The organism is Psychroflexus sp. MBR-150, from assembly GCF_053628795.1.
In genome coordinates this window covers 31,156-53,252 of the sequence record NZ_JBRJHB010000014.1, presented here as the reverse complement: position 1 = coordinate 53,252, position 22,097 = coordinate 31,156, and the positions used below count along the sequence as shown (strand labels likewise).

Below are 22,097 nucleotides of genomic sequence, written 5' to 3'. Positions count from 1 at the left end.
TCTATGATTTTAAAATCTTTGTCTTTACTTCATTATAAAAATTTTGAGGCATTCGAATATAAATTTGATTCAAAAATCAACTGCATTGTTGGCGAAAACGGCAAAGGCAAAACCAATATTTTAGATAGTATTTATCATTTGGCTTATACCAAGAGTTATTTCAACCCGATCACCAGTCAAAATATTCAGCACGGTCAAGATTTTTTTGTCATTGATGGTCAATTTGAACGTCAATCCAAAACTGAAAACATTATTGTCTCTTTTAAAAAAGGAGATAAAAAAATTGTAAAACGCAACGCCAAAGCTTATGATAAATTGAGTGAACATATCGGATTTATCCCCGTTGTGATTGTTTCGCCAACCGATAGAGATTTGATTTTAGAAGGCAGTGATGTGCGACGAAAATTTATGGATAGTGTGATTTCTCAAGTCGATAAAGTTTACTTAAACAAACTTATTAAATACAATAAGATTTTATCTCAACGCAACGCTTTATTAAAATATTTTGCAGCCAATCGTACCTTTGACAACACTACTTTGACGGTTTATAACGAACAAATGCAAGATTTAGGGCAATATATTTATGATGCTCGAAATCAATTTATCAAAGATTTTGAAACCATTTTAACCCAGCGTTACCAAGAGATTTGCCAAAAAGACGAGCCTATTCAAATCACTTACAAAAGTCAATTGCACGAGCGATCTTTTCAAGATTTATTTGAAAAGCATCTACAAAAAGATATGGCATTGCAATACACCAGCGTTGGTACGCATAAAGACGATTTATTGTTTGATATCAAAAATTATCCGGTTAAAAAATTTGGCTCACAAGGACAGCAAAAATCATATCTCGTTGCCCTAAAATTTGCCAAATACGACTATTTAAAAGGCAGTCAAGGTTTAAATCCAATCTTGCTCTTAGACGATATTTTTGATAAATTGGACGAAAACCGTGTCAAGCATATTGTCAACATGGTTACTCAACAAGATTTAGGACAAATGTTTATCAGCGATACACATCCCGAAAGAACCGAAAACGTAGTCAAAGCTCACGCCAAGCAATATAAAATGATTAACTTAAACCAATTTAAATTTGCTTATGAAAGTCTTTAAAATAATTTTTGTTTTATCTTTTCTGTTAACCTCTTGTCAAAAAGAGAAAAATTCGGTTGAATTAAAACACTTGAACGGTTATTGGGAAATTGTTCAAGCCCAAAACCCTTATGGTAAAAATATCATTTACAGCATCAACACACAAGTTGATTATTTTGAAATTAAAGACAGTTTGGGTTTTCGAAAAAAACTAAAACCCGACCTAAACGGCAACTACAAAACCACAAAAGCCTTAGAAGAATTTAAAATCATCAACGAAAACGACAGTTTAAAACTTCAATACAAAACGCCTTACGACACTTGGAAAGAAACCATTTTAAGCCTTAATGACAGTTTGATGCTCATAAAAAATGAGAAAGACTTTCTCTACACTTACAAAAGATTTAAACCCATAAACATCACCGAGTAATTATTATGGACAACGAATACAACACCAAGAAACTAAGTGAACTCTTAAAAATATTCACTGATAAAAAAGGACTCAACAATGGTTTAAACCAAATTGAAGTTCAACGTGCTTGGAAAGACCAAATGGGACCAGCTATAGACAAATATACCACCAAAATCCATCTCGATAGAAACACCTTATTTGTCAGATTATCTTCCGCCGTTTTGCGTGAAGAGTTAAGCTATGGTAAATCTCAAATTATCAAAAATTTAAATGAAAGTTTAGGGCAACAATTGATTAAAAAAATAGTTTTAAGTTAGTCAGGTAAAAATCCTAATAGTAAAAAATATTAAATATTATCCTTACATTTGCTTAACATTAAATTGATATAAAACACAATTAGTATATGGCAATGATGAATAAAAATACTGTTTTAGGTTGGGCGACTTTAATCATGATAATTGTAGGTTTAGGTCTCATCGGTCTTGGTGCTTTCAAATATGAAGACGTTGCTGGTTGGGGTTTCGCAGCAGTTGGCATTGGTTTTTTTGCTATTGCCTGGGTGTTCGATGCCTTAAAAGGTAGAGTTTAGAAAATTTTGAGATTACCAATTTTATTCTGTTGAATGTTTTTTTTAAATCATCAGCACATTCGTGGCTCAAAAAAACAACATTAGTGTATTCGTGGCTCAAAAAACAACATTAGTGCATTCTTGGCATTAAAAAAAAAATCATTAGTGCATTCGTGGCATTTAAAAAAAATTCATTAGTGCATTCGTGGCTTCATAAAAACCAACATTAGTGCATTCGTGGCTCAAAAAAACAACATTAGTGCATTCGCGGCATTTAAAAAAAATTCATTAGTGCATTCGTGGCATTTAAAAAAAATTCATTAGTGCATTCGTGGCTCAAAAAAACAACATTAGTGCATTCGTGGCTCAAAAAAACAATATTAGTGCATTCGTGGCTTCATAAAAACCAACATTAGTGCATTCGTGGCATTTAAAAAAAATTCATTAGTGCATTCGTGGCTTCATAAAAACCAACATTAGTGCATTCGTGGCTTCATAAAAACCAACATTAGTGCATTCGTGGCATTTAAAAAAAATTCATTAGTGCATTCGTGGCTCAAAAAACCAACATTAGTGCATTCGTGGCTTCATAAAAAACAATTCTTGAATAAAAATAATAGTGCATTCGTAACAAAAAAAGCTATAAATTCACAAATAAAGTTGAAGGCTTGTGTTTAATAATCAATCTTAAAGCTGAGAATTATAATAAGCCTTGTTGCCCGTAACTTCTTGTCCTAACCAGTTGGGTTTAGGGAAGTTTTCATTCTCGTGTGGAAGTTCAATTTCTGCAATGACCAAGCCATTATGCTTAGCATGAAACTCATCAACTTCAAAAGTGTGATTATCAATAGCAATCTCATAACGGGTTTTGTGAATGATAGGCATTTCACAAAGTTGGAGCAAGTCTTGAGCATCTTTTACATCAATTTCTTTTTCCCATTCTAAGCGAGACAAACCGTTTTGAGAAGAAATGCCTTTTACGGTTATGAAGCCTTTGTTGTCTTTAACTCTAATTCTGACGGTTCGCTCAGGATCGCGATTTAAAAAACCTTGCCGAATGGTATAAGATTTATGAGCTTCTTTTTTAAAAGCATCAGATTTCACTAAAAACTTGCGTTCAATTTCCGTTTGCATATTTAGGACTTCAGAAAAAATTTCATCAAAAATAAAATCAGCACAAAGGTTAAAAATCCAAGTAGAATATAAAAACTGCCTTTGTAATATTTTTTGTGTAAAACCTTATCCTTTTTGTAACTAAAAAGCATCAAAACCACAAAAGCCACGACAAAAAACGCTGCAAAAATCCACTGTCCCGTTGAAAACATTTCTCAAAATATATATTTCAAAAGTAAGCTTTTCAAAGCTTGAAAATCGATAACATGTCGTAAATTTGATAAATAATTGATATAAAATGATTTACAATAAAAAATCAAAATCGTTTAGAAGATCTAATTATGAAAATTCTATATTTGTAATAGATAAATAATTGTTACAAATCAACTAAAATAAAATATATGATTCAAAAACCACTTCAAGCGGTAGCAAAATTTCATAAAGCATTTGGACTTGGTATAAAATTTAAACCTACGGCTTCATTAGGTCATCAAAAAAACAAGCTTCGATTTGATTTGATGAAAGAAGAAAATGAAGAATATCTTGAAGCTGCAGAAAAAGGCGACTTAGTTGAGGTGGCAGATGCTTTGGGAGATATGCTATACATTCTTTGTGGCACGATTATAGAACATGGGATGCAAGATAAAATTGAAGCCATTTTTGACGAAATACAAAAAAGCAACATGAGTAAGCTAGGCAAGAACGGTAAACCAATCTACAGAGAAGATGGTAAGGTCTTAAAAGGATCAAATTACTTTAAACCTAATTTTAAGGATATTTTAAAAAGTTGATAACATTAAAATATTTTGAGCTTTCTTTAGTTATGTATTACATCAAATCGGCGATATTTGTATTGCAAAATTTAACCTATGAAATTCAGCAGTCTTTTTATAACATTAGTTTTTATTTTTAACAGTTATATAATGTTTTCTCAAAGAAGAAACGATACTATTAAAGCTGAAAAATTAATAATAATTAAACAATATTCTCCAACCCTAAACGATGCTTTTAAAATAAAATCTAAACCCTCAGTATCAGATTCGATCTCAAAGAGTCAAAAAGATGTAAAATACAGTATTTTTTCGGTTCCTGTTGCTTCTACTTTCACACCCGTTAAAGGAACTGCTAGCTCTATAAAACCACAAGCTTTGCCTTATAATTATCAAAATTATGCCCGTTTAGGTGCAGGTAATTTCACCAACATCTTAGGTCAATTTTATGGCAGTTTGATGCTTAACCGCTATAAAAAATTAAACATAGAGTTTGAGCATTTTTCGTCTTCTGGTGGCATTGAAGATGTGCTCTTAGATGATGATTTTTTAGATACAAATTTAGATTTGAATTTAGAATCAGCTGAACGCTATTTTAGGTGGGATGCTGGTATTGGTGTTGATTATAAAAGATATAACTGGTACGGTATAGATGAACAAAATCTCAATGTTTCACCCAATAGCATACAACTATTTGATACAGATATTTCAGCTATTGATCCTTTGCAAACCTACTTGGGTTTAAAAGCTTATGGACAATTAGAGTTTGAAGATAGTTTTCTGAAAAATGTGAAATTAAATCTTCAAAATTTTTCAGACGATTACGATTCTTCAGAAAATCAAATTACTCTGACAAGCGATTTTCAATTCTATTTAACGAATAAAATTTTAGACCTCAACTTAGAATTAGATTACCTATCAGGAAGTTTTGACCAATCTTTTAATGATCCTCAGCAAGGAATTGATTATGGATTTTTTACGGCAGCTGTCCAACCTTCAATGCAGTTTGAGTTTGGTGATATCAACCTTGATTTAGGTCTAAAAGCCACAGTTTTAAACGACACAGAACTCAGTGACACTGAATTTTTTGTCTATCCTAAAATTAAAGCCTCTTACAAATTTACAGACGAACTTATGTTTTATGCTGGTGCTGACGGTGATTTAAGTCAGAATCCTTACAGAAGTATTGTCAACCAAAACCCATTTGTATCGCCAACTTTATCCTTACAACCTACAGATAATGCCTATACAGGTTTTGCTGGTTTAAATGGAAAAACAGGAAGCTTAAGCTATAACTTTAAAGTCTCTTATAAACAAGAAAACGACTATGCTTTTTTTATAGAAAACCTCGATGTGTATGGTTTTGCTCCATTCATGCCAACCAATAATTATGAATATTCTAATTCATTTGGATTAGCCTATGACGACTTGTCAACTCTTGGCATAAATGCAGAAGTCAACTACGCCGCATTTGATGACTTTAATGTTGGACTTTCAGCACATTATTTTAATTACTCAGTTGATAATTTACCTGAAGCAACTTATCTTCCAGAATTTAAAGTTGATGTCAATGCCAATTATCAAATAGGCGAGAAGTGGTATTTGCACTCTACACTGTTTTTTGTTGGTGAGCGTAAGAGTCTGCAATATGCAATTTTACCCTTTGATGGCATTGGCTTAGTTTCTGAAACCGTTGATAGTTTTGTGGATTTAAATTTTGGTGTTGAATACCAATTTTCAGAACGTCTCGGATTTTTTGTTTCTGGACAAAACTTACTTGATGACAATTATGAGCAGTGGCGAAATTTCAAAGTGCAAGGTCTGCAAGTTCTTGGCGGTTTATCCTATCAATTTGATTGGTAAATTTCTTAACGTTTTAGAAACATTAAATACATTCTGTCAACTTAGATTTGCGATGTCATTCAATAATCATGGGGAAGAATTATAAAACAAGACCAAATTTTCGGCTTTTTGATATTTTTATAGAAGAAAAAACTTTTATTATTATTGTTATTGTTGGTTTTATTTTAGCTGGTGCTTCTACATCTTACAACTGGCAAATTGCGATGTGGATAGGTTTCATGTTTGCTGCTTACGCTGCCGTAGCCAACGATAGTATTCAAACCATTGGGACGTTTATAGAAAGTAATTCAGACAAGAAATGGTGGTATCTTTGGTTGTTTATCGGGATCATATTTTTAGCTACAGTTTGTTTTAGTTTTTTTTATTATGATGGCGATGTAAGTTATCAACGCCTACAAGTTACAAATGAAGACGGTGGACTTATGTTTCCGCATCCTAAAGAGTTTTCGTTTTTTCAAATTATAGCACCATTAGTTCTTCTGATTTTGACAAGGTTGAGAATGCCCGTTTCAACTACATTTTTATTGTTGAGTGTGTTTAGTGCTTCATCTTCAGGCATAACTTCAATAGTTTATAAAAGTTGGACTGGCTATATTTTAGCCTTTATTTTATCTTTTTTAATTTGGAATTTAGCTTATGACTTTATCAGAAAGCGTTTTAAATCTAGGCAATATAACAAAGCTTGGACATATGTGCAATGGGCTGTAAGTGGGTCGTTATGGTCGGTTTGGATTATGCAAGATGGTGCAAATATTGCAGTGTTTTTACCTAGACAGCTAGAGTTTTATCAATTTATAATCTTTTCTGCAACCATTTTTATAGGACTTGGGTTGCTGTTTTATTTTAGGGGTGATAAAATTCAACAAATAGTGAGTGAAAAAGCTAGAATATCAGACGTAAGAGCGGCTACCTTGGTTGATTTTTCTTATGTTATTTTATTAATTTATAAGCTATTTATCTCAAATATTCCAATGAGTACGACTTGGATATTTTTAGGTATTATCGGTGGGCGAGAAATTGCTATAAGTTTTGCTAGAAAGAAAAAAGGCAATAAACATAAGAAGAAAGCTTTCAATCTTGTGCTAAAAGATTTTGGTTCTGCTATGGCTGGGCTATTAATATCGGTTGCCCTTGCTGCAGGTGTTAATTCAAGTATAAGAGACGATATCTCTAATCTATTTGAAGGTTTGTTTTGATTGAATTTGCTTAGTTATATTTTTTTTTATTACTACAATATTTTTTTATACATCATTAATCAACTTTTTCTTTGGGATGTGATTTGTTGTTTTGCCATAGCTCTAAGAGATCCAAATAATCAATTTCAAAAGCAGGCTCGTGTTTTTCTAAAACACCATCTTTAAAAGAGCGTTGCAAAATATCTTCGATAAGGTAGTCTTCTTTCACCTCATAAGGATTGTATTCTTCTTTAAGTGAAATATTAAACAAACTTGCCGTGGTATTGTACCAAAACGCACGCCATCCACTTTTTAGTTCTTTAACCAAATCAAAAGTAGTAATGCCCGTTTGTCTGTGCATGAGTTTAACCAATATTTGTCCTTCAGTTTTGGTAAGCTTTTTTAACTGATTGGTAAACTTGCCTTCAATATACTTTTGAATACGTTTAGTATAGCGTCTTTTTTTTCGTTTAGAGTCTAATGTTTCTAATCTAGCATTGAGTTTTTCAAGTCTATCAGCAGCCAAAACAGCATAAGGCCAAACCTTTCTAGTCTTTCTTCTCAAAATCAGATAATTTCGCATTTCAGATTTGGAGTCAAACTTTAAAGGTTGAAACACTATAACTTCGTCTAAAGTGATTTCATTAACCACTAAAGAGTCGCGTTCAATAATAATCATTTTTTTAGGGGCAGAAGTTGGTGAGTAATCCTCTACCTGTGCATTTATAACTTGATAAACACCACACCAAATCAAAACGATAAATAATTTAATTTTCATAGTTAATGTTGACCAAAAATTATTCCAAAAATAGATTATTATAAGAAGTCAGTATTTTAAAATTGATTAATTTCGCTCAAAATTTTACACTTTATGAATAAAAAATCACTTGAATTTTTAGAACAATACTTAAACAACGCATCTCCAACTGGTTATGAGTCTGAAGGACAAAAACTTTGGATGGAGTATTTAAAACCTTATGTCGATGAGTTTATCACAGATATTTATGGCACAGCTGTTGGTGTAATCAATCCAGAAGCCAAATACAAAGTTGTTATAGAAGGTCATGCTGACGAAATTTCTTGGTATGTCAACTATATAACCGATGAAGGTTTGATTTACGTCATCAGAAATGGCGGTAGCGACCATCAAATAGCGACTTCAAAACGTGTTAATATCCATACAAAAAACGGTATAGTTAAAGGTGTTTTTGGTTGGCCTGCAATTCACACCCGAGATAAATCTAACGAAAAAGCACCACAACTTGATAACATTTGTATTGATGTAGGCTGTTCTAATAAGGAAGAAGTAGAAAAACTTGGCGTTCATGTAGGTTGTGTGATTACTTATCCCGATGAATTTTTTGTACTTAACAAAGATAAATTTGTGTGTAGAGGTTTAGATAACCGCATGGGCGGATTTATGATAGCTGAAGTAGCTAAAAAACTAAAAGAAAACAAAATTGAACTTCCTTTTGGTCTTTATATCACCAATTCGGTTCAAGAAGAAATAGGTTTACGCGGTGCTGAAATGATTACTCAAAACATCAAACCCAACGTGGCTATTGTTACCGATGTGTGTCATGACACCACAACCCCTATGATTGATAAAAAGAAAGAAGGATTAACCAAGATAGGTGATGGTCCAGTGATCAGTTATGCTCCGGCAGTTCAAAATAACTTAAGAGAATTGTTGATTGAAACGGCTGAAAAAAATAACATTCCATTTCAACGCATGGCAGCAAGCCGAATGACTGGTACAGATACCGATGCCTTTGCTTACAGTAATGGCGGTGTAGCTTCAGCTTTAATTTCTTTACCTTTAAGATACATGCATACTACGGTAGAAATGGTACATCAAAAAGATGTAGAAGCCGTGATTGAACTCATTTACCATTCTTTACTTAACATTAAAGAAGGTGATGATTTTAGTTATTTTAAAAATTAAACAAACCTCCCCTGTCATTCCGAGGCAAACGCAGTGACGAGGAATCTCCCAGTGAACCGAACCTCCCTTGTCATTCTGAACGAAGCCTGCGGAGTGAAGAATCTTTTGGTGAAACGAAAACCAATCTTGTCATTCTGAACGGAGCCTGCGAAGTGAAGAATCTTTTGGTGAAATGAAAACCAATACGTGAAAGAGAGATTCCTCCTGCCGTCGGAATGACATTCCCCTGTCATTCTGAACGGAGCCTGCGGAGTGAAGAATCTTTTAGTGAAACGAAAACCAATACGTGAAAGAGAGATTCCTCCTGCCGTCGGAATGACAACCTGCCGTCGGAATGACATTCCCTTGTCATTCTGATACCGAAGTCTCGGTAGAGGAATCTCTCAGTGAAACAAACTTAAGAATTAGTTTGCAGGCTGATGTTGAATATCAATGATCAATTCTTTAGCTTCTTTATCAAAATCCATTTTGATATGATCGCCTTCAGAAATATCTGAATTGACAATTTTTTCAGCTAAAGCATCTTCAATATATTTCTGAATAGCTCTATTTAAAGGTCTTGCACCATATTGTTTATCAAAACCTTTTTCGGCGATATATTTTTTAGCATCATCAGTCAAATCAAATTCATAGCCCATTTCATCAATACGCTTAAAGAGTTTATCAAGTTCAATATCAATAATTTTAAAGATATCTTCTTGCTCAAGGGCATTAAATATCACCACATCGTCAATTCTGTTGAGAAATTCTGGAGCAAATGCTTTTTTGAGTGCACCTTCAATGACTTTTCTAGTATTAGAATCTTCTTGCTCTTTTCTCGCTTTAGTGCCAAAACCAACACCTTGACCAAAATCTTTGAGTTTTCTCGCCCCAACATTTGAAGTCATGATGATAATGGTGTTTCTAAAATCAATTTTTCGACCTAAGCTATCGGTAAGATAGCCATCATCAAGAACTTGCAATAGCATATTGAATACATCAGGATGGGCTTTTTCAACTTCATCGAGAAGCACAACCGCATAAGGTTTGCGTCTCACTTTTTCGGTCAATTGTCCACCTTCTTCGTAACCAATGTAACCAGGAGGAGCACCGATGAGTCTAGAGACCGCAAATTTTTCCATATACTCGCTCATATCGAGACGGATAAGTGCACCTTCATTATCAAATAATTCTCTGGCAAGCACTTTTGCCAATTGGGTTTTGCCAACGCCAGTTTGTCCAAGAAAGATAAACGAGCCAATAGGTTTGTTAGGGTCTTTCAGTCCAGCTCTGTTACGCTGAATAGCTTTTGTAACTTTAGCCACCGCTTCATCTTGACCGATAACTTTACTCTTGATAACTTTTGGAAGTTGAGCTAACTTATTGCTTTCTGTTTTAGCAATTCGATTGACAGGAATACCAGTAATCATAGAAATAACATCTGCAATATGGTCTGCAGTAACGGTTTCTCGATTTTCTTTAGAATGTTTGTCCCATTCCTCTTGGGCAAGTTCTAATTCTTGTTCAACAGCTTTTTCATCGTCTCTTAATTTTGCAGCTTCTTCATATTTTTGTTTTTTGACTACAGAGTTTTTATGATTTCTGATATCTTCAAGCTGTTGTTCTAAATTGAGGATTTTTTGGGGAACTTTAATATTAGTAATATGAATTCTAGACCCAGCTTCATCTAAAGCATCAATAGCTTTGTCAGGCAAAAATCGCTCTGTCATATAGCGAGATGTCAATGTGACACAAGCTTCTATAGCTTCGTCAGTATATTTCACATTGTGGTGATCTTCATATTTACCTTTAATATTATTTAATATTTCAATGGTTTCTTCTCTATTAGTTGGTTCAACAATAATTTTTTGGAACCGTCTTTCAAGAGCACCGTCTTTTTCAATATTTTGACGATATTCATCTAAAGTTGTAGCACCGATACATTGTATATCACCTCTTGCCAAAGCGGGTTTAAACATATTGCTGGCATCTAAACTTCCTGTAGCACCACCAGCACCGACTATGGTATGAATTTCGTCTATAAACAAAATGATATCGTCATTTTTTTCGAGTTCGTTCATCACAGCTTTCATCCGTTCTTCAAACTGACCTCGGTATTTGGTACCTGCAACCAAACTTGCTAAATCAAGAGTAACCAAACGTTTGTCATATAAAATACGAGAAACTTTACGCTGAATAATTCTCAAGGCTAAACCTTCGGCAATGGCACTTTTGCCAACACCAGGTTCGCCTATAAGCAAAGGGTTGTTTTTCTTTCTACGACTTAAAATTTGAGAAACGCGTTCAATTTCTTTTTGTCTTCCTACAACGGGGTCAAGTTTACCTTCTTCTGCCAAGACTGTAAGATCGCGACCAAAGTTGTCTAAAACAGGAGTTTTAGATTTCTTGGAAGTGGTGCTTTTTGAAGTTTTGCTACTTTCAAAAGGATTTTTTCGCTTATCATCATCAGATTCGTCTGAAATTGAGCTTGCTTGTGGAGATTCAATAAAATCGTCTTCCATACCTTTTAAAGCTTTAAACTTTTCTTTGACCACATCATAATCTATTTTCAACTTGTTGAGCAACTTTGTCGTTGGGTCATTGTCATTTCTCAAAATACACAACAATAAATGAGCCGTATTGATTGAAGAACTTTGGAACAATTTGGCTTCTAAAAAAGTAGTTTTTAAAGCCCGTTCAGCTTGTCTTGTTAAGTGCAAATTCTTTTTTTCATTAGAAACATGAACAGGATTAGGCTCAGTAGGATTTAAAATTTCTACTTTACGCCTTAAGTGGTCTAAATCAATAGCTAATGTGTTTAAAATATCTATAGCCATACCATCGCCTTCTCTTAAAAGACCTAATAGCAAGTGTTCTGTTCCTATAAAACTATGCCCAAGTCTAAGAGCTTCTTCTTTGCTAAAAGCAATTACATCTTTTACCTTTGGTGAAAAATTATCATCCATATGTTTATTTTCTTTTTTTTCTTAAAATTAATAGCATAAATTACGCCATACATGACAGCAAGTAACAATTTTTTTACTTAAATCGCTCATAAAATATTATTAAGTTATCAACGAATATATAATAATTCTTTGTTAATAAAAAATTTGTAAAAGCTTCAAATAAAGAAATTACTTTTTAAAAATTAATTAAATTAGCAGATTGATAATAAATAATCCAAATTAAAAAAAATGTCAGATAAAGAACAACTTATTCCTATCAATATTGAGGATGAGATGAAAACAGCCTACATTGATTATTCGATGTCGGTTATTGTTTCAAGAGCACTACCAGATGTAAGAGATGGTTTAAAACCTGTTCACAGAAGAGTGCTTTTTGGTATGCACGAACTCGGTATAACTTCTAATAAACCTTACAAAAAGTCAGCACGTATTGTCGGTGAAGTTTTAGGTAAATATCACCCACACGGCGATACTTCTGTTTACGATACAATGGTCAGGATGGCTCAAGAATGGAGTATGCGTTATCAGCTCATCGATGGCCAAGGAAATTTTGGTTCTGTTGACGGAGATAGTCCTGCTGCAATGCGTTACACAGAAGCGAGAATGCAGAAATTTAGTGAGGAAATGCTCTCTGATATCGACAAAGATACCGTTGACCACCAACTCAATTTTGACGATACTATCAAAGAACCCACAGTTTTACCAACCCGTATTCCTAATCTTCTTGTCAATGGTGCTAGCGGTATAGCGGTTGGGATGGCTACCAATATGGCTCCCCACAACCTTTCTGAAGTGGTCGATGGAACAATTGCTTATATAGACAATAGAGATATAGAAATTGATGAGCTTATGCAGCACATCAAAGCCCCAGATTTTCCAACTGGAGGAACTATTTATGGCTATGCTGGCGTTAGAGAAGCCTATAAAACAGGTAGAGGTAGAATAGTTATGCGTGCCAAAACCCATTTTGAAGAAGTCAATGGCAAAGAATGTATCATAGCTGACGAAATTCCTTACCAAGTCAATAAAGCGGATATGATCAAAAAAACCGCTGATTTGGTCAATGATAAAAAACTGGATGGCATTTCTTTAATAAGAGATGAATCAGATAGAAACGGTATGCGAATTGTTTACTTTTTAAAACGCGATGCTGTTCCTAATGTGGTTTTAAACACCTTGTTCAAACACACCGCTCTTCAATCGAGTTTTAGCATCAACAATATTGCATTAGTCAAAGGCAGACCACAAATGCTGAACCTTAAAGATTTGATCAGCAATTTTGTTGAACACCGCCACGACGTGGTTGTGCGAAGAACTAAATTTGAACTTAAAAAAGCTGAAGATCGGGCTCACATTCTTGAAGGTCTTATTATTGCATCAGACAATATTGACGAAGTCATTGCTTTGATTCGCGCTTCTTCAAATGCTGATGAAGCCAGAGCTAAACTTATAGAACGCTTTGAATTGACAGAAGTTCAAGCCAAAGCTATTGTTGAAATGCGATTGAGACAACTCACTGGTTTGGAGCAAGACAAATTAAGAGATGAATATGACGAACTCCTAAAAACCATTGAAGACCTTAAAGATATTTTAGTTAGTGAAGACCGAAGAATGAACATCATCAAAGAAGAATTGGAAGAGATTAAGAAAAAATTCGGCGATGAAAGACGTTCAAACATTGATTATGCAGGTGGTGATGTCAGTATGGAAGATATGATACCTGATGAGCAAGTCGTCATTACTATTTCTCATGCTGGCTATATCAAAAGAACACCACTGTCAGAATACAAAACACAAAGTAGAGGAGGTGTTGGCCAAAAAGCTTCAACAACAAGAGATGAAGACTTCTTAGAATACATTTTTGTCGGCACTAACCATCAATATATGCTGTTTTTTACTAAAAATGGAAAATGCCACTGGATGCGTGTTTTTGAAATTCCAGAAGGTAGCAAGACTTCTAAAGGAAGAGCGATTCAAAACCTGATGAATATCGAACCTGATGATAGAATTCAAGCATTTATCTGTACTCAAGATTTAAAAGATGAAGACTACGTCAATAGTCATTATGTCTTGATGGCAACCAAAAAAGGGCAAGTGAAAAAAACCTCTTTAGAACAATATTCTAGACCTCGTACAAATGGTATTAATGCCATTACTATAAGAGAAGGTGACGAATTGCTATCAGCAAGCTTAACAACAGGTGATAGCCAAGTGATGCTAGCTCTAAAAAGCGGAAAAGCAGTGCGTTTTGAAGAAGGAAAAACCAGACCTATGGGCAGAACAGCCTCTGGTGTTAGAGGAATAACGCTTGCTGACGATAACGACGAAGTAGTTGGTATGATAATTGTAAATAACCCAAAAGAAGAAACCGTGTTAGTGGTTTCAGAAAACGGTTATGGTAAGCGAACCTTTATAGATGATCCAGAAACTGGTGACCAAATTTACAGATTGACCAACCGTGGTGGAAAAGGCGTGAAAACCATATCTATTACTGAAAAAACTGGACATTTAGTCTCGTTAAAATCTGTAACTGACCAAGACGATTTGATGATTATCAAAAAATCAGGTGTTGCCATAAGAATGTCGATGAGCCAATTGAGAACTATGGGAAGAGCTACACAAGGGGTAAAACTCATCAATATTAAAGATGGAGATGCCATTGCTGCTGTTGCCAAAATTATGGTTGATGATGAAGATAAAGTTGAAAATGTTGATGATATCAAAACCCAAGACGATAAAACCCAAGACGATACAAATAACGAAGAAACAAATTCAGACGCATAATTTAAATAAAAGAAAACAAAACCCAAAATTTTAAATGATGAAAACAACAATTTTTTCACTATTATTAATGTGCTTTGTCATAACAACTTATGCACAAAAAAAAGAAATCAGAAAAGCTGAAGATGCTGTAGAAGACAAAGCATTTGACGAAGCTAAATCTTTGCTAAAACAAGTAGAAAACACTTATAAAGAAGAAAATGAAAAATGGCAATCAACCTATTTGCTCACTAAAGGTAAAGCCTATCTCGCCAATGGTATAGGATCTCCTTTTGAAGACCTGAAAATAGCAGCTGAAGCTTTTCAACAAGCCATTGAGTTGGGAAAAGATGTTGAAGAAGCCCAAAAAGGATTAGATGACGTTAGAGCAGCCTTGGTCAACAGTGCTGTAGAAGACCAAGAAAAACAAAAAGACCTTATAGCTGCCGATAAGCTTTACAAAGCTTATGAATTAGGAAAACAAGACACATTATATCTTTACTACGCCGCATCTAGTGCAGTGAATGGTAGAGATTATGACAGAGCCTTAAAATATTATAAACAACTTTTAGACCTCAACTTTGATGGTTCTCAAGTCCTTTACCAAGCAACGAATGTTGAGACAGGAGTGGTTGAAACTTTTGGCAATAAAACTCTTAGAGATGCATCTGTGAAGTCTGGCTCTCACAAAGATCCAAAAGATATTAATTCACCTTCAAAAACAGGCGAAATTGCTAAAAATATATCATTGATTTATATTGAACAAAACAAGCCCGAAAAAGCAATTGAAGCCATGAAACGCGCAAAACAAGAAAATCCAGACGATGTTGCTTTAATGCAAGCAGAAGCTGATTTGTATTACAATTTGGGCAATATCAAAAAGTATAACGAAATCATGTCTTCAATTGCAGAAAAAAATCCTAACGACCCAATTGTGTTTTATAATCTTGGAGTCAGTGCTGAAAAATTAGAAGATTTTGATAAAGCCAAAAAAATGTATCAAAAAGCCATTGAATTAGACCCTGAAATGGCCAATGCCTATAACAATATTGCCAGTATTATCTTGGCAAAAGATAGAGAAATCACTGAAGAAATGAATAAGTTAGGTATGTCGCCTGCTGAAACCAAAAAATACGATGAGCTAAAAGCAGAAAAAATCAAAGTCCTTAAAACAGCTGTTCCTTATCTAAAGAAAACCATTGAGTTAGACTCAACAAACATCAATGCTATGAAATACTTGAAGAGTATTTACTATCAAACTCAAGAAAATGATAAAGCTGAAGAAATTGATAAGTTGATTAAAGAAGCAGAAAGTAAACAAGAATAGTTTAAATATTATTCAGTATAAAAAAAAGCGGTTGAAACATTTCAACCGCTTTTTTTTTGATGCTACCCCAAATTAATGCGTAGTCATTTTTTCTTTCTTCTTCTGAAGTTGACGCTTAAGTTCATCTATACTTTTACTGATTGCAGCTTCAAAGTTTTTTTCATTTGAAGAGGTAAAAATATTTTGCCCAGGTGCACTGATTTCTATTTCACATATCATTCCACTTTCAGGACTAGAAGTGTTTTCTTTTTTGAAATAGACTTCAGCTCTAACAATCCAACTGTATCTGTCCTTTAATTTGTTTAGGCGTTTTGAGGTAAATTCTTCAAGACGTTCACTTGCTGATACATGTACATAATTAAAATTAATATCCATAACTTTTGTGTTTAAGTTTTTACTAAGATAACAATAAATCACAAAGTTATTAAATCCTTTTCAACCTTAACTGATTTTTATCATAGTTCAAAACTTTTGGCTAAGCTTGTTAGACAATTTTCATACAACAAAAGGCTGTATATATTCTAGAAATGGTATCGATTAGTTTTAAATTTAAAAATTATACAAGCTTTTTTTTGTAAAACATTTAAAAATTCCCTTACTTTAACGTCAAAACCAAAATAATGATTAAACAGCAACGTATTGTCATCGAAAATGTAATTCCACAACTCAACTGTGGTCATTTTTTTATAAAACGTGTTGTTAACGAAATTGTCAACATTTCAGCAGATATTTTAGGAGATGGACACGATGTTATTCAAGCTGAAGTTGAAGTAAAACATCAAGACAATAAACACAACTTTTCTGTAAGATTGCATCCTGAAGTCAATGATGTGTTTAAGGGCTTTTTCCACGTGGTGCATCAAGGTTTCTATACCTATAAACTCAGAGCTTGGGTTGATCACGCTTTAAATTGGCACCACGGGATTTCTGCAAAAATTGCCGCTGAAACCCACGTCAAAAGTGAACTTCTCGAAGGTGTTCAATATTTGGAAGTTTTGAAAGATAAAATCAGAAATGAAGATGATTTGAATTTTGTCAAACATTTAATTGACTTATTTCAAGACAAAAACCAATATCAAGAAGCCTGCAATAACGCAATATCAGAAAGGCTAAAACAACTCTTTATTGATTATCCTACAAAAAAGTTTGCTACAGAAACACAAGATTTTCAAATCTATGTGGATAGAGAAAAAGCAAGATTCAGCACTTGGTATGAGTTTTTTCCACGTTCATCTTCACAAAATAAAGCTCAACACGGAACATTTAAAGATTGTGAACGCTTGTTAGAGCGGGTTTCAAAAATGGGTTTTGATACTTTGTATTTTCCACCAATACATCCTATTGGAGAAAAAAACAGAAAAGGAAAAAACAACACCACTCAAGCGGAGCCTGACGATTCTGGCGTGCCTTGGGCAATTGGCTCAAAACTTGGTGGTCACAAAAGCATTCATCCTGATTTGGGTAGCCTTGACGATTTCAAAACACTTATTCATAAAGCAAAAGAACTCGGTATTGAAGTGGCAATAGATCTGGCATTTCAAACAGCTCCAGACCATCCTTACCTTACTGAACATCCCGAATGGTTCAAGTTTAGACCTGATGGAAGCATTCAATATGCTGAAAATCCACCTAAAAAATATCAAGATATAGTCAATTTTAATTTTGAATGTCAGGCTGTTGATGAACTGTGGAATGAACTATTAAGCATTGGCTTATATTGGGCTGAGCAAGGCATTAAAGTATTTAGAGTGGACAATCCACACACCAAACCCTATAGATTTTGGAATTGGTTCATAGACAATATCAAAAAAGAATATCCAGATACTTTGTTTTTGTCTGAAGCGTTTTCAAGACCTAAAGTAATGCAACAGTTGGCAAAACAAGGCTTTAGTCAATCTTATACTTATTTTACCTGGCGCGTGGATAAAGGCGAATTAATTGAATACATAAACGAGCTGACCAAATCAGAAATGAAAGAGTATTTTAGACCTAATTTTTGGGTCAATACACCAGATATCAATCCTTATCATTTACAAGGGGCTAATGAAACTATGCACATCATCCGCTACGTGCTTGCAGCAACTTTATCCAGTAGCACAGGAGTTTACGGACCTGTTTTTGAACAAATGCACAACGAAGCGGTGATTGGCAAAGAAGAATATCTCAATTCTGAAAAATATGAAATCAAACATTGGGATTGGTTTGTTGAAAATAAAATCACCCATTTGATTTCTAAAATCAACCACATCCGAAAAACCCAATTGAGTTTACAACAAACCAATGATATAGAATTTTGTAGCATTGAAAATGAAAAACTTCTCGGCTACTTGAAATGGAATCAAGAAAAAAATAATTTTGTTTTGGTGGTTGTTAATCTCGATTCGTATTACACTCAAAAAGGGATGTTAAGATTACCTTATGAAGCTTTAAAACTCAATGCTGGTCAACATTTTAAATTAACCGACCTCATTACTGATGATTATTACGATTGGTATGACGAGTGGAATTATGTCGAACTTAACCCTTCATTACCATTTCACATTTTTAAATTAGAAATAGCTTAATGTCAGAAAAAAAAGACCATATCAATAATATATTTAAATATGATTCCCAGTGGGATGATCTATTCAACAACAAGAGATTTATCAATGAATTTTGCAGTGATGTTTTAGAAGATTATATCCAATTGCAACGCTGGTATGGTGGTAAAGCCAGTGCATTAAAATATATAGGTATTGAAGATTTTTTTAAAATTGAAGACGAAAACGATTTATTTTATGGTGTAGTTTTAGAAGTTAATTTTAAAGAAGCATTTGTTCAAGAATATTTTATGCCCATTGGTTTGGTCAAAGAAAAAGATTATGTTGACCACAACATCATTGCAAGAATAGATTTGAATGGCGAACGTGGTTATCTCGTTGATGCTACACTTTTAGAATCCTTTAGAGCTCAAATTTTTAATAAAATAGTCGAAGGCGATAAGCATAAATACAATCAAGTTGAATATCGACGCGGTCGAAAATGCAAAGATAACGCATATAAAAGTTCAAAGTTTTTAAACGCAGAACAGAGCAATACCTCAATTGTTTTTAATGACAAATACATTTTAAAGTTTTTTAGACGAGTTTACACCGACCAAAACCCAGATTATGAAATCAGTAAATACCTGACTAACAAAGGTTATTTTACAAATACACCAGGCTATTCAGGAAGTATTACACTGAGATTTAACGATAAAAATATTATGACCTTAGCTTTGATGCAAGAGTTGATCCCTAATCAAGGTGATGCTTGGGAATATTTTGTCAACAATATTGAAAAAGCCTATAAAAAACTCGCTGAAAATAATTACAATATCAAATCGCTAAAAATCCTTAAAAAATACAAACAAATAAGCTTAAATGATATCGATCCAAAACTGCTTCAGTGGTTTGATAAAGAGATATTTGAAGATGTTGAAAAATTAGCTCTCAGAACTGCCGAAATGCATATCTCACTAGGCATGGAACGCATCAATGCCAGTTTTACACCAACGCCATACACTTATGATTACACCGTTTGGCTCAAAAACCGATTGATGTATATGTTAGACAACCGTATCAATCTTTTAGAAAACAATATACACAAACTCGATGGTATGATGCTTGAAATGGCAAACGACCTTTTGGACAACAAAAAAGAAGTGAAAAAACGCTTTTTAGATTTTGACGAAAGTAAACTCAAAAGCGAACGCATCCGTGTACACGGAGATTATCATCTCGGGCAAGTGCTTGTTCAAAACCGCGATTTCTATATCATTGATTTTGAAGGCGAACCCGAAAGTACCATTCGAGACCGAAAAGTTAAACAACCACCGCTTAAAGACGTTGCAGGTATGTTTAGGTCGTTTAATTATGCCATTTATGCCACTATATTTAATAACCTCAACCAATACAATCATTCCAGAGAAGAATTATTTCACAGTGCAGAAGTAATCTATACTAATATGGTAGGTGTGTTCTTAAACACTTATATTCAAAAAGTTCAAAACAACAATTTGAATATAGGTTATCTCAAAGAAATTGAATTTTTATTAGAATATTGTTTGCTTGAAAAAGCCATATATGAATTAGGTTATGAACTTAATGCCAGACCGCGTTGGTCTATTATTCCGCTTAAAGGAATTGTAAACATTTTAAAACACAACAAAAATGAATAAAGTCAAAGTACACAGCTTATTTTCAGATTTTGATATTGAGCTTTTCAAATCCGGTAAACACTATAGGCTTTATGAAAAATTAGGCTCTCACTTGATGACTGTTGATGGAGTAGAAGGGACTTATTTTGCTGTTTGGGCTCCATCAGCCAAAAAAGTATCTGTTATAGGCAATTTCAACTATTGGATTGAAGGCGAACATCAATTGAATGTCAGATGGGACGAAAGTGGCATTTGGGAAGGTTTTATACCTGGCGTAAAACAAGGCGATATCTACAAATACAAAATTCTTTCTCATAACAACGACATCAAAACTGAAAAAGCAGATCCCTTTGCTAAACGTTGTGAACATCCACCAAAAACTGCTTCTGTGGTTTGGAAATTAGACAAAAAATGGAAAGACGGTACTTGGATGCAAAACAGAAAATCTAAAAACTCAATTAAATCTCCATTTTCTGTATATGAAGTCCACTTGGGATCTTGGAAAAAAATAGTTGAAGAAGACAGGAGTTTAAGCTTTTTAGAATTGGCAGAAGATTTGGTAAAACATGTCAAATCACTCAATTTTACTCATGTAGAATTTATGCCCATTATGGAATATCCATACGACCCGAGTTGGGGTTATCAAATTACGGGCTATTTTGCACCAACCTCAAGGTTTGGTTATCCAGAAGAATTTATGAGTTTGGTAGAAAAATTTCATCAAAATGATATTGGAGTCATTTTAGATTGGGTACCATCACATTTTCCCGAAGATGCTCACGGTTTAGGCTTTTTTGACGGTACGCACTTATATGAACATCCACACAGAAACAAAGGTTATCATCCTGATTGGAAGTCATTGATTTTTAATTACGGTCGAAATGAAGTCAAGGCTTTTTTGATCAGCAATGCTTTGTTTTGGTTAGACAAATACCACGTTGATGGCTTAAGAGTTGATGCCGTAGCTTCAATGCTTTATCTTGATTATTCCAGAGAAGAAGGCGAGTGGGAACCAAATATTTATGGTGGAAACGAATATCTTGAAGCCGTCTCATTCATCAAAGAATTTAACGAAGAAGTTTATAAAAATTATCCAGATGTTCAGACCATTGCCGAAGAATCAACGAGTTATCCAAAAGTTTCAAAACCTACATTTTTAGGCGGTCTTGGCTTTGGGATGAAATGGATGATGGGTTGGATGAACGATACTTTAGAGTATTTCTCTAAAGAACCTATTTACAGAAAACATCATCACAACGAATTGACTTTTAGCTTGAATTACGCTTTTACTGAAAATTTTATGTTGCCCTTATCTCACGATGAAGTTGTTTATGGCAAGCGGTCTTTAGTTAATAAAATGCCAGGCGATCAGTGGCAAAAATTTGCCAATTTAAGATTGCTATTTGGCTATATGTTTACGCATCCTGGTACAAATTTAATTTTTCAAGGTGCCGAATTTGGACAATACGACGAATGGAATTTTCAAAAAAGCTTGGATTGGCATTTATTAGAAAACAATCTTAATCAAGGTATTTTAGAATTAGTCAAAAAACTCAATTCAGTTTATCAATCAGAATCAGCCCTGTATGACCAACAATTTATACCCGAAGGTTTTCAATGGATTGACTATAATGACGCAGAAAATTCAGTTTTATCCTTCATCAGAAAAGACAAAGATGAACACAAATTAATCGTGGTTTGCAACTTTACACCTGTACCACGTGAGAACTATCGTATTGGTATTGAGGGTGTTAAATCGATTAAGCTCCTACTTAACTCTGATGATAAAATCTACGGCGGAACAGGCTATTACAAAAATTCAAATCCAAAAGTTGAAACCGTAGAACATCACGCCAAAAATACATCGGTAAATCTCGACTTACCTCCTTTAGGATTTTTAATTTTTAAAGCGGTTTAAACAAACCAAATCTTATATTTGCGTTGTGAAAA

The 22,097-nt window shown here is 33.9% G+C and carries 17 protein-coding genes; 13 read left to right on the top strand and 4 right to left on the bottom strand.

Features of this window, described 5'->3' with window-relative positions; all coding sequences use genetic code 11:
- Positions 1-3 precede the first annotated feature (3 nt).
- The 4 genes from recF to ACSSV5_RS08870 all read left to right on the top strand — a co-directional run bounded on the left by recF (position 4) and on the right by ACSSV5_RS08870 (position 2,093).
- Positions 4-1,113 (top strand): DNA replication/repair protein RecF, encoded by a 1,110-nt coding sequence (gene recF / locus ACSSV5_RS08885; RefSeq protein WP_454245587.1) that lies wholly within the window; start codon positions 4-6, stop codon positions 1,111-1,113.
- Positions 1,100-1,522: a hypothetical protein gene (locus ACSSV5_RS08880; protein ID WP_211066404.1), complete on the top strand. Its 423-nt coding sequence runs from the start codon at positions 1,100-1,102 to the stop codon at positions 1,520-1,522. The genes recF and ACSSV5_RS08880 overlap by 14 nt, the downstream gene beginning before the upstream one ends.
- A gap of 5 nt (positions 1,523-1,527) precedes the next feature.
- Positions 1,528-1,821 carry a DUF721 domain-containing protein gene (locus tag ACSSV5_RS08875; protein WP_211066403.1) on the top strand — a complete coding sequence of 98 codons (294 nt, stop codon included), beginning with the start codon at positions 1,528-1,530 and terminating at the stop codon, positions 1,819-1,821.
- A gap of 95 nt (positions 1,822-1,916) precedes the next feature.
- Positions 1,917-2,093, top strand: a complete 177-nt coding sequence (locus ACSSV5_RS08870; RefSeq protein WP_454245603.1) for a CAL67264 family membrane protein — start codon at positions 1,917-1,919, stop codon at positions 2,091-2,093.
- A 666-nt stretch (positions 2,094-2,759) separates the two neighbouring features.
- Here ACSSV5_RS08870 and ACSSV5_RS08865 read toward each other — a convergent pair.
- The gene (locus ACSSV5_RS08865; protein WP_211066402.1) at positions 2,760-3,206 is read right to left on the bottom strand and encodes a CYTH domain-containing protein; all 447 of its coding nucleotides are present in this window, start codon (positions 3,204-3,206) and stop codon (positions 2,760-2,762) included.
- 380 nt (positions 3,207-3,586) lie between these two features.
- Here ACSSV5_RS08865 and ACSSV5_RS08860 point away from each other — a divergent pair, with 380 nt between their 5' ends.
- The 3 genes from ACSSV5_RS08860 (at position 3,587) to ACSSV5_RS08850 (ending at position 7,014) form a co-directional block, all read left to right on the top strand.
- On the top strand, positions 3,587-3,976 hold the full coding sequence (locus ACSSV5_RS08860) for a pyrophosphohydrolase domain-containing protein (protein ID WP_454245586.1): 390 nt from the start codon (positions 3,587-3,589) through the stop codon (positions 3,974-3,976).
- Positions 3,977-4,054: 78 nt separating this feature from the next.
- The gene (locus tag ACSSV5_RS08855; protein ID WP_454245585.1) at positions 4,055-5,818 is read left to right on the top strand and encodes a TonB-dependent receptor; all 1,764 of its coding nucleotides are present in this window, start codon (positions 4,055-4,057) and stop codon (positions 5,816-5,818) included.
- 68 nt (positions 5,819-5,886) lie between these two features.
- Positions 5,887-7,014, top strand: a complete 1,128-nt coding sequence (locus ACSSV5_RS08850; protein WP_454245584.1) for a hypothetical protein — start codon at positions 5,887-5,889, stop codon at positions 7,012-7,014.
- A gap of 55 nt (positions 7,015-7,069) precedes the next feature.
- Here ACSSV5_RS08850 and ACSSV5_RS08845 read toward each other — a convergent pair whose 3' ends face one another.
- Positions 7,070-7,771, bottom strand: coding sequence for a DUF4294 domain-containing protein (locus ACSSV5_RS08845; RefSeq protein ID WP_454245583.1), 702 nt, complete (start codon positions 7,769-7,771; stop codon positions 7,070-7,072).
- A 93-nt stretch (positions 7,772-7,864) separates the two neighbouring features.
- Here ACSSV5_RS08845 and ACSSV5_RS08840 point away from each other — a divergent pair, with 93 nt between their 5' ends.
- Positions 7,865-8,938: a M42 family metallopeptidase gene (locus ACSSV5_RS08840; protein ID WP_454245582.1), complete on the top strand. Its 1,074-nt coding sequence runs from the start codon at positions 7,865-7,867 to the stop codon at positions 8,936-8,938.
- Positions 8,939-9,342: 404 nt separating this feature from the next.
- On the opposite strand, the gene ACSSV5_RS08835 is transcribed toward ACSSV5_RS08840, so the two are convergent.
- Positions 9,343-11,883: an ATP-dependent Clp protease ATP-binding subunit gene (locus ACSSV5_RS08835; protein ID WP_454245581.1), complete on the bottom strand. Its 2,541-nt coding sequence runs from the start codon at positions 11,881-11,883 to the stop codon at positions 9,343-9,345.
- Positions 11,884-12,111: 228 nt separating this feature from the next.
- Here ACSSV5_RS08835 and gyrA point away from each other — a divergent pair, with 228 nt between their 5' ends.
- Positions 12,112-14,667, top strand: a complete 2,556-nt coding sequence (gyrA, locus tag ACSSV5_RS08830; RefSeq protein ID WP_454245580.1) for a DNA gyrase subunit A — start codon at positions 12,112-12,114, stop codon at positions 14,665-14,667.
- A gap of 37 nt (positions 14,668-14,704) precedes the next feature.
- On the top strand, positions 14,705-15,970 hold the full coding sequence (locus ACSSV5_RS08825) for a tetratricopeptide repeat protein (protein ID WP_454245579.1): 1,266 nt from the start codon (positions 14,705-14,707) through the stop codon (positions 15,968-15,970).
- Positions 15,971-16,042: 72 nt separating this feature from the next.
- Here ACSSV5_RS08825 and hpf read toward each other — a convergent pair whose 3' ends face one another.
- Positions 16,043-16,345 (bottom strand): ribosome hibernation-promoting factor, HPF/YfiA family, encoded by a 303-nt coding sequence (hpf, locus tag ACSSV5_RS08820; RefSeq protein WP_454245578.1) that lies wholly within the window; start codon positions 16,343-16,345, stop codon positions 16,043-16,045.
- Between the two features lie 245 nt (positions 16,346-16,590).
- On the opposite strand from hpf, the gene ACSSV5_RS08815 reads away from it, so the two are divergent.
- The 3 genes from ACSSV5_RS08815 to glgB are packed head-to-tail and all read left to right on the top strand — an operon-like array spanning position 16,591 to position 22,065.
- A complete protein-coding gene (locus ACSSV5_RS08815; protein ID WP_211066277.1) occupies positions 16,591-18,534 on the top strand; it encodes an alpha-1,4-glucan--maltose-1-phosphate maltosyltransferase in 1,944 nt (647 codons plus the stop codon).
- On the top strand, positions 18,534-20,168 hold the full coding sequence (locus tag ACSSV5_RS08810; protein ID WP_454245577.1) for a trehalose synthase: 1,635 nt from the start codon (positions 18,534-18,536) through the stop codon (positions 20,166-20,168). The genes ACSSV5_RS08815 and ACSSV5_RS08810 overlap by 1 nt, the downstream gene beginning before the upstream one ends.
- Positions 20,161-22,065 (top strand): 1,4-alpha-glucan branching protein GlgB, encoded by a 1,905-nt coding sequence (gene glgB, locus ACSSV5_RS08805; RefSeq protein WP_454245576.1) that lies wholly within the window; start codon positions 20,161-20,163, stop codon positions 22,063-22,065. The genes ACSSV5_RS08810 and glgB overlap by 8 nt, the downstream gene beginning before the upstream one ends.
- The last annotated feature ends 32 nt before the right edge of the window (positions 22,066-22,097 follow it).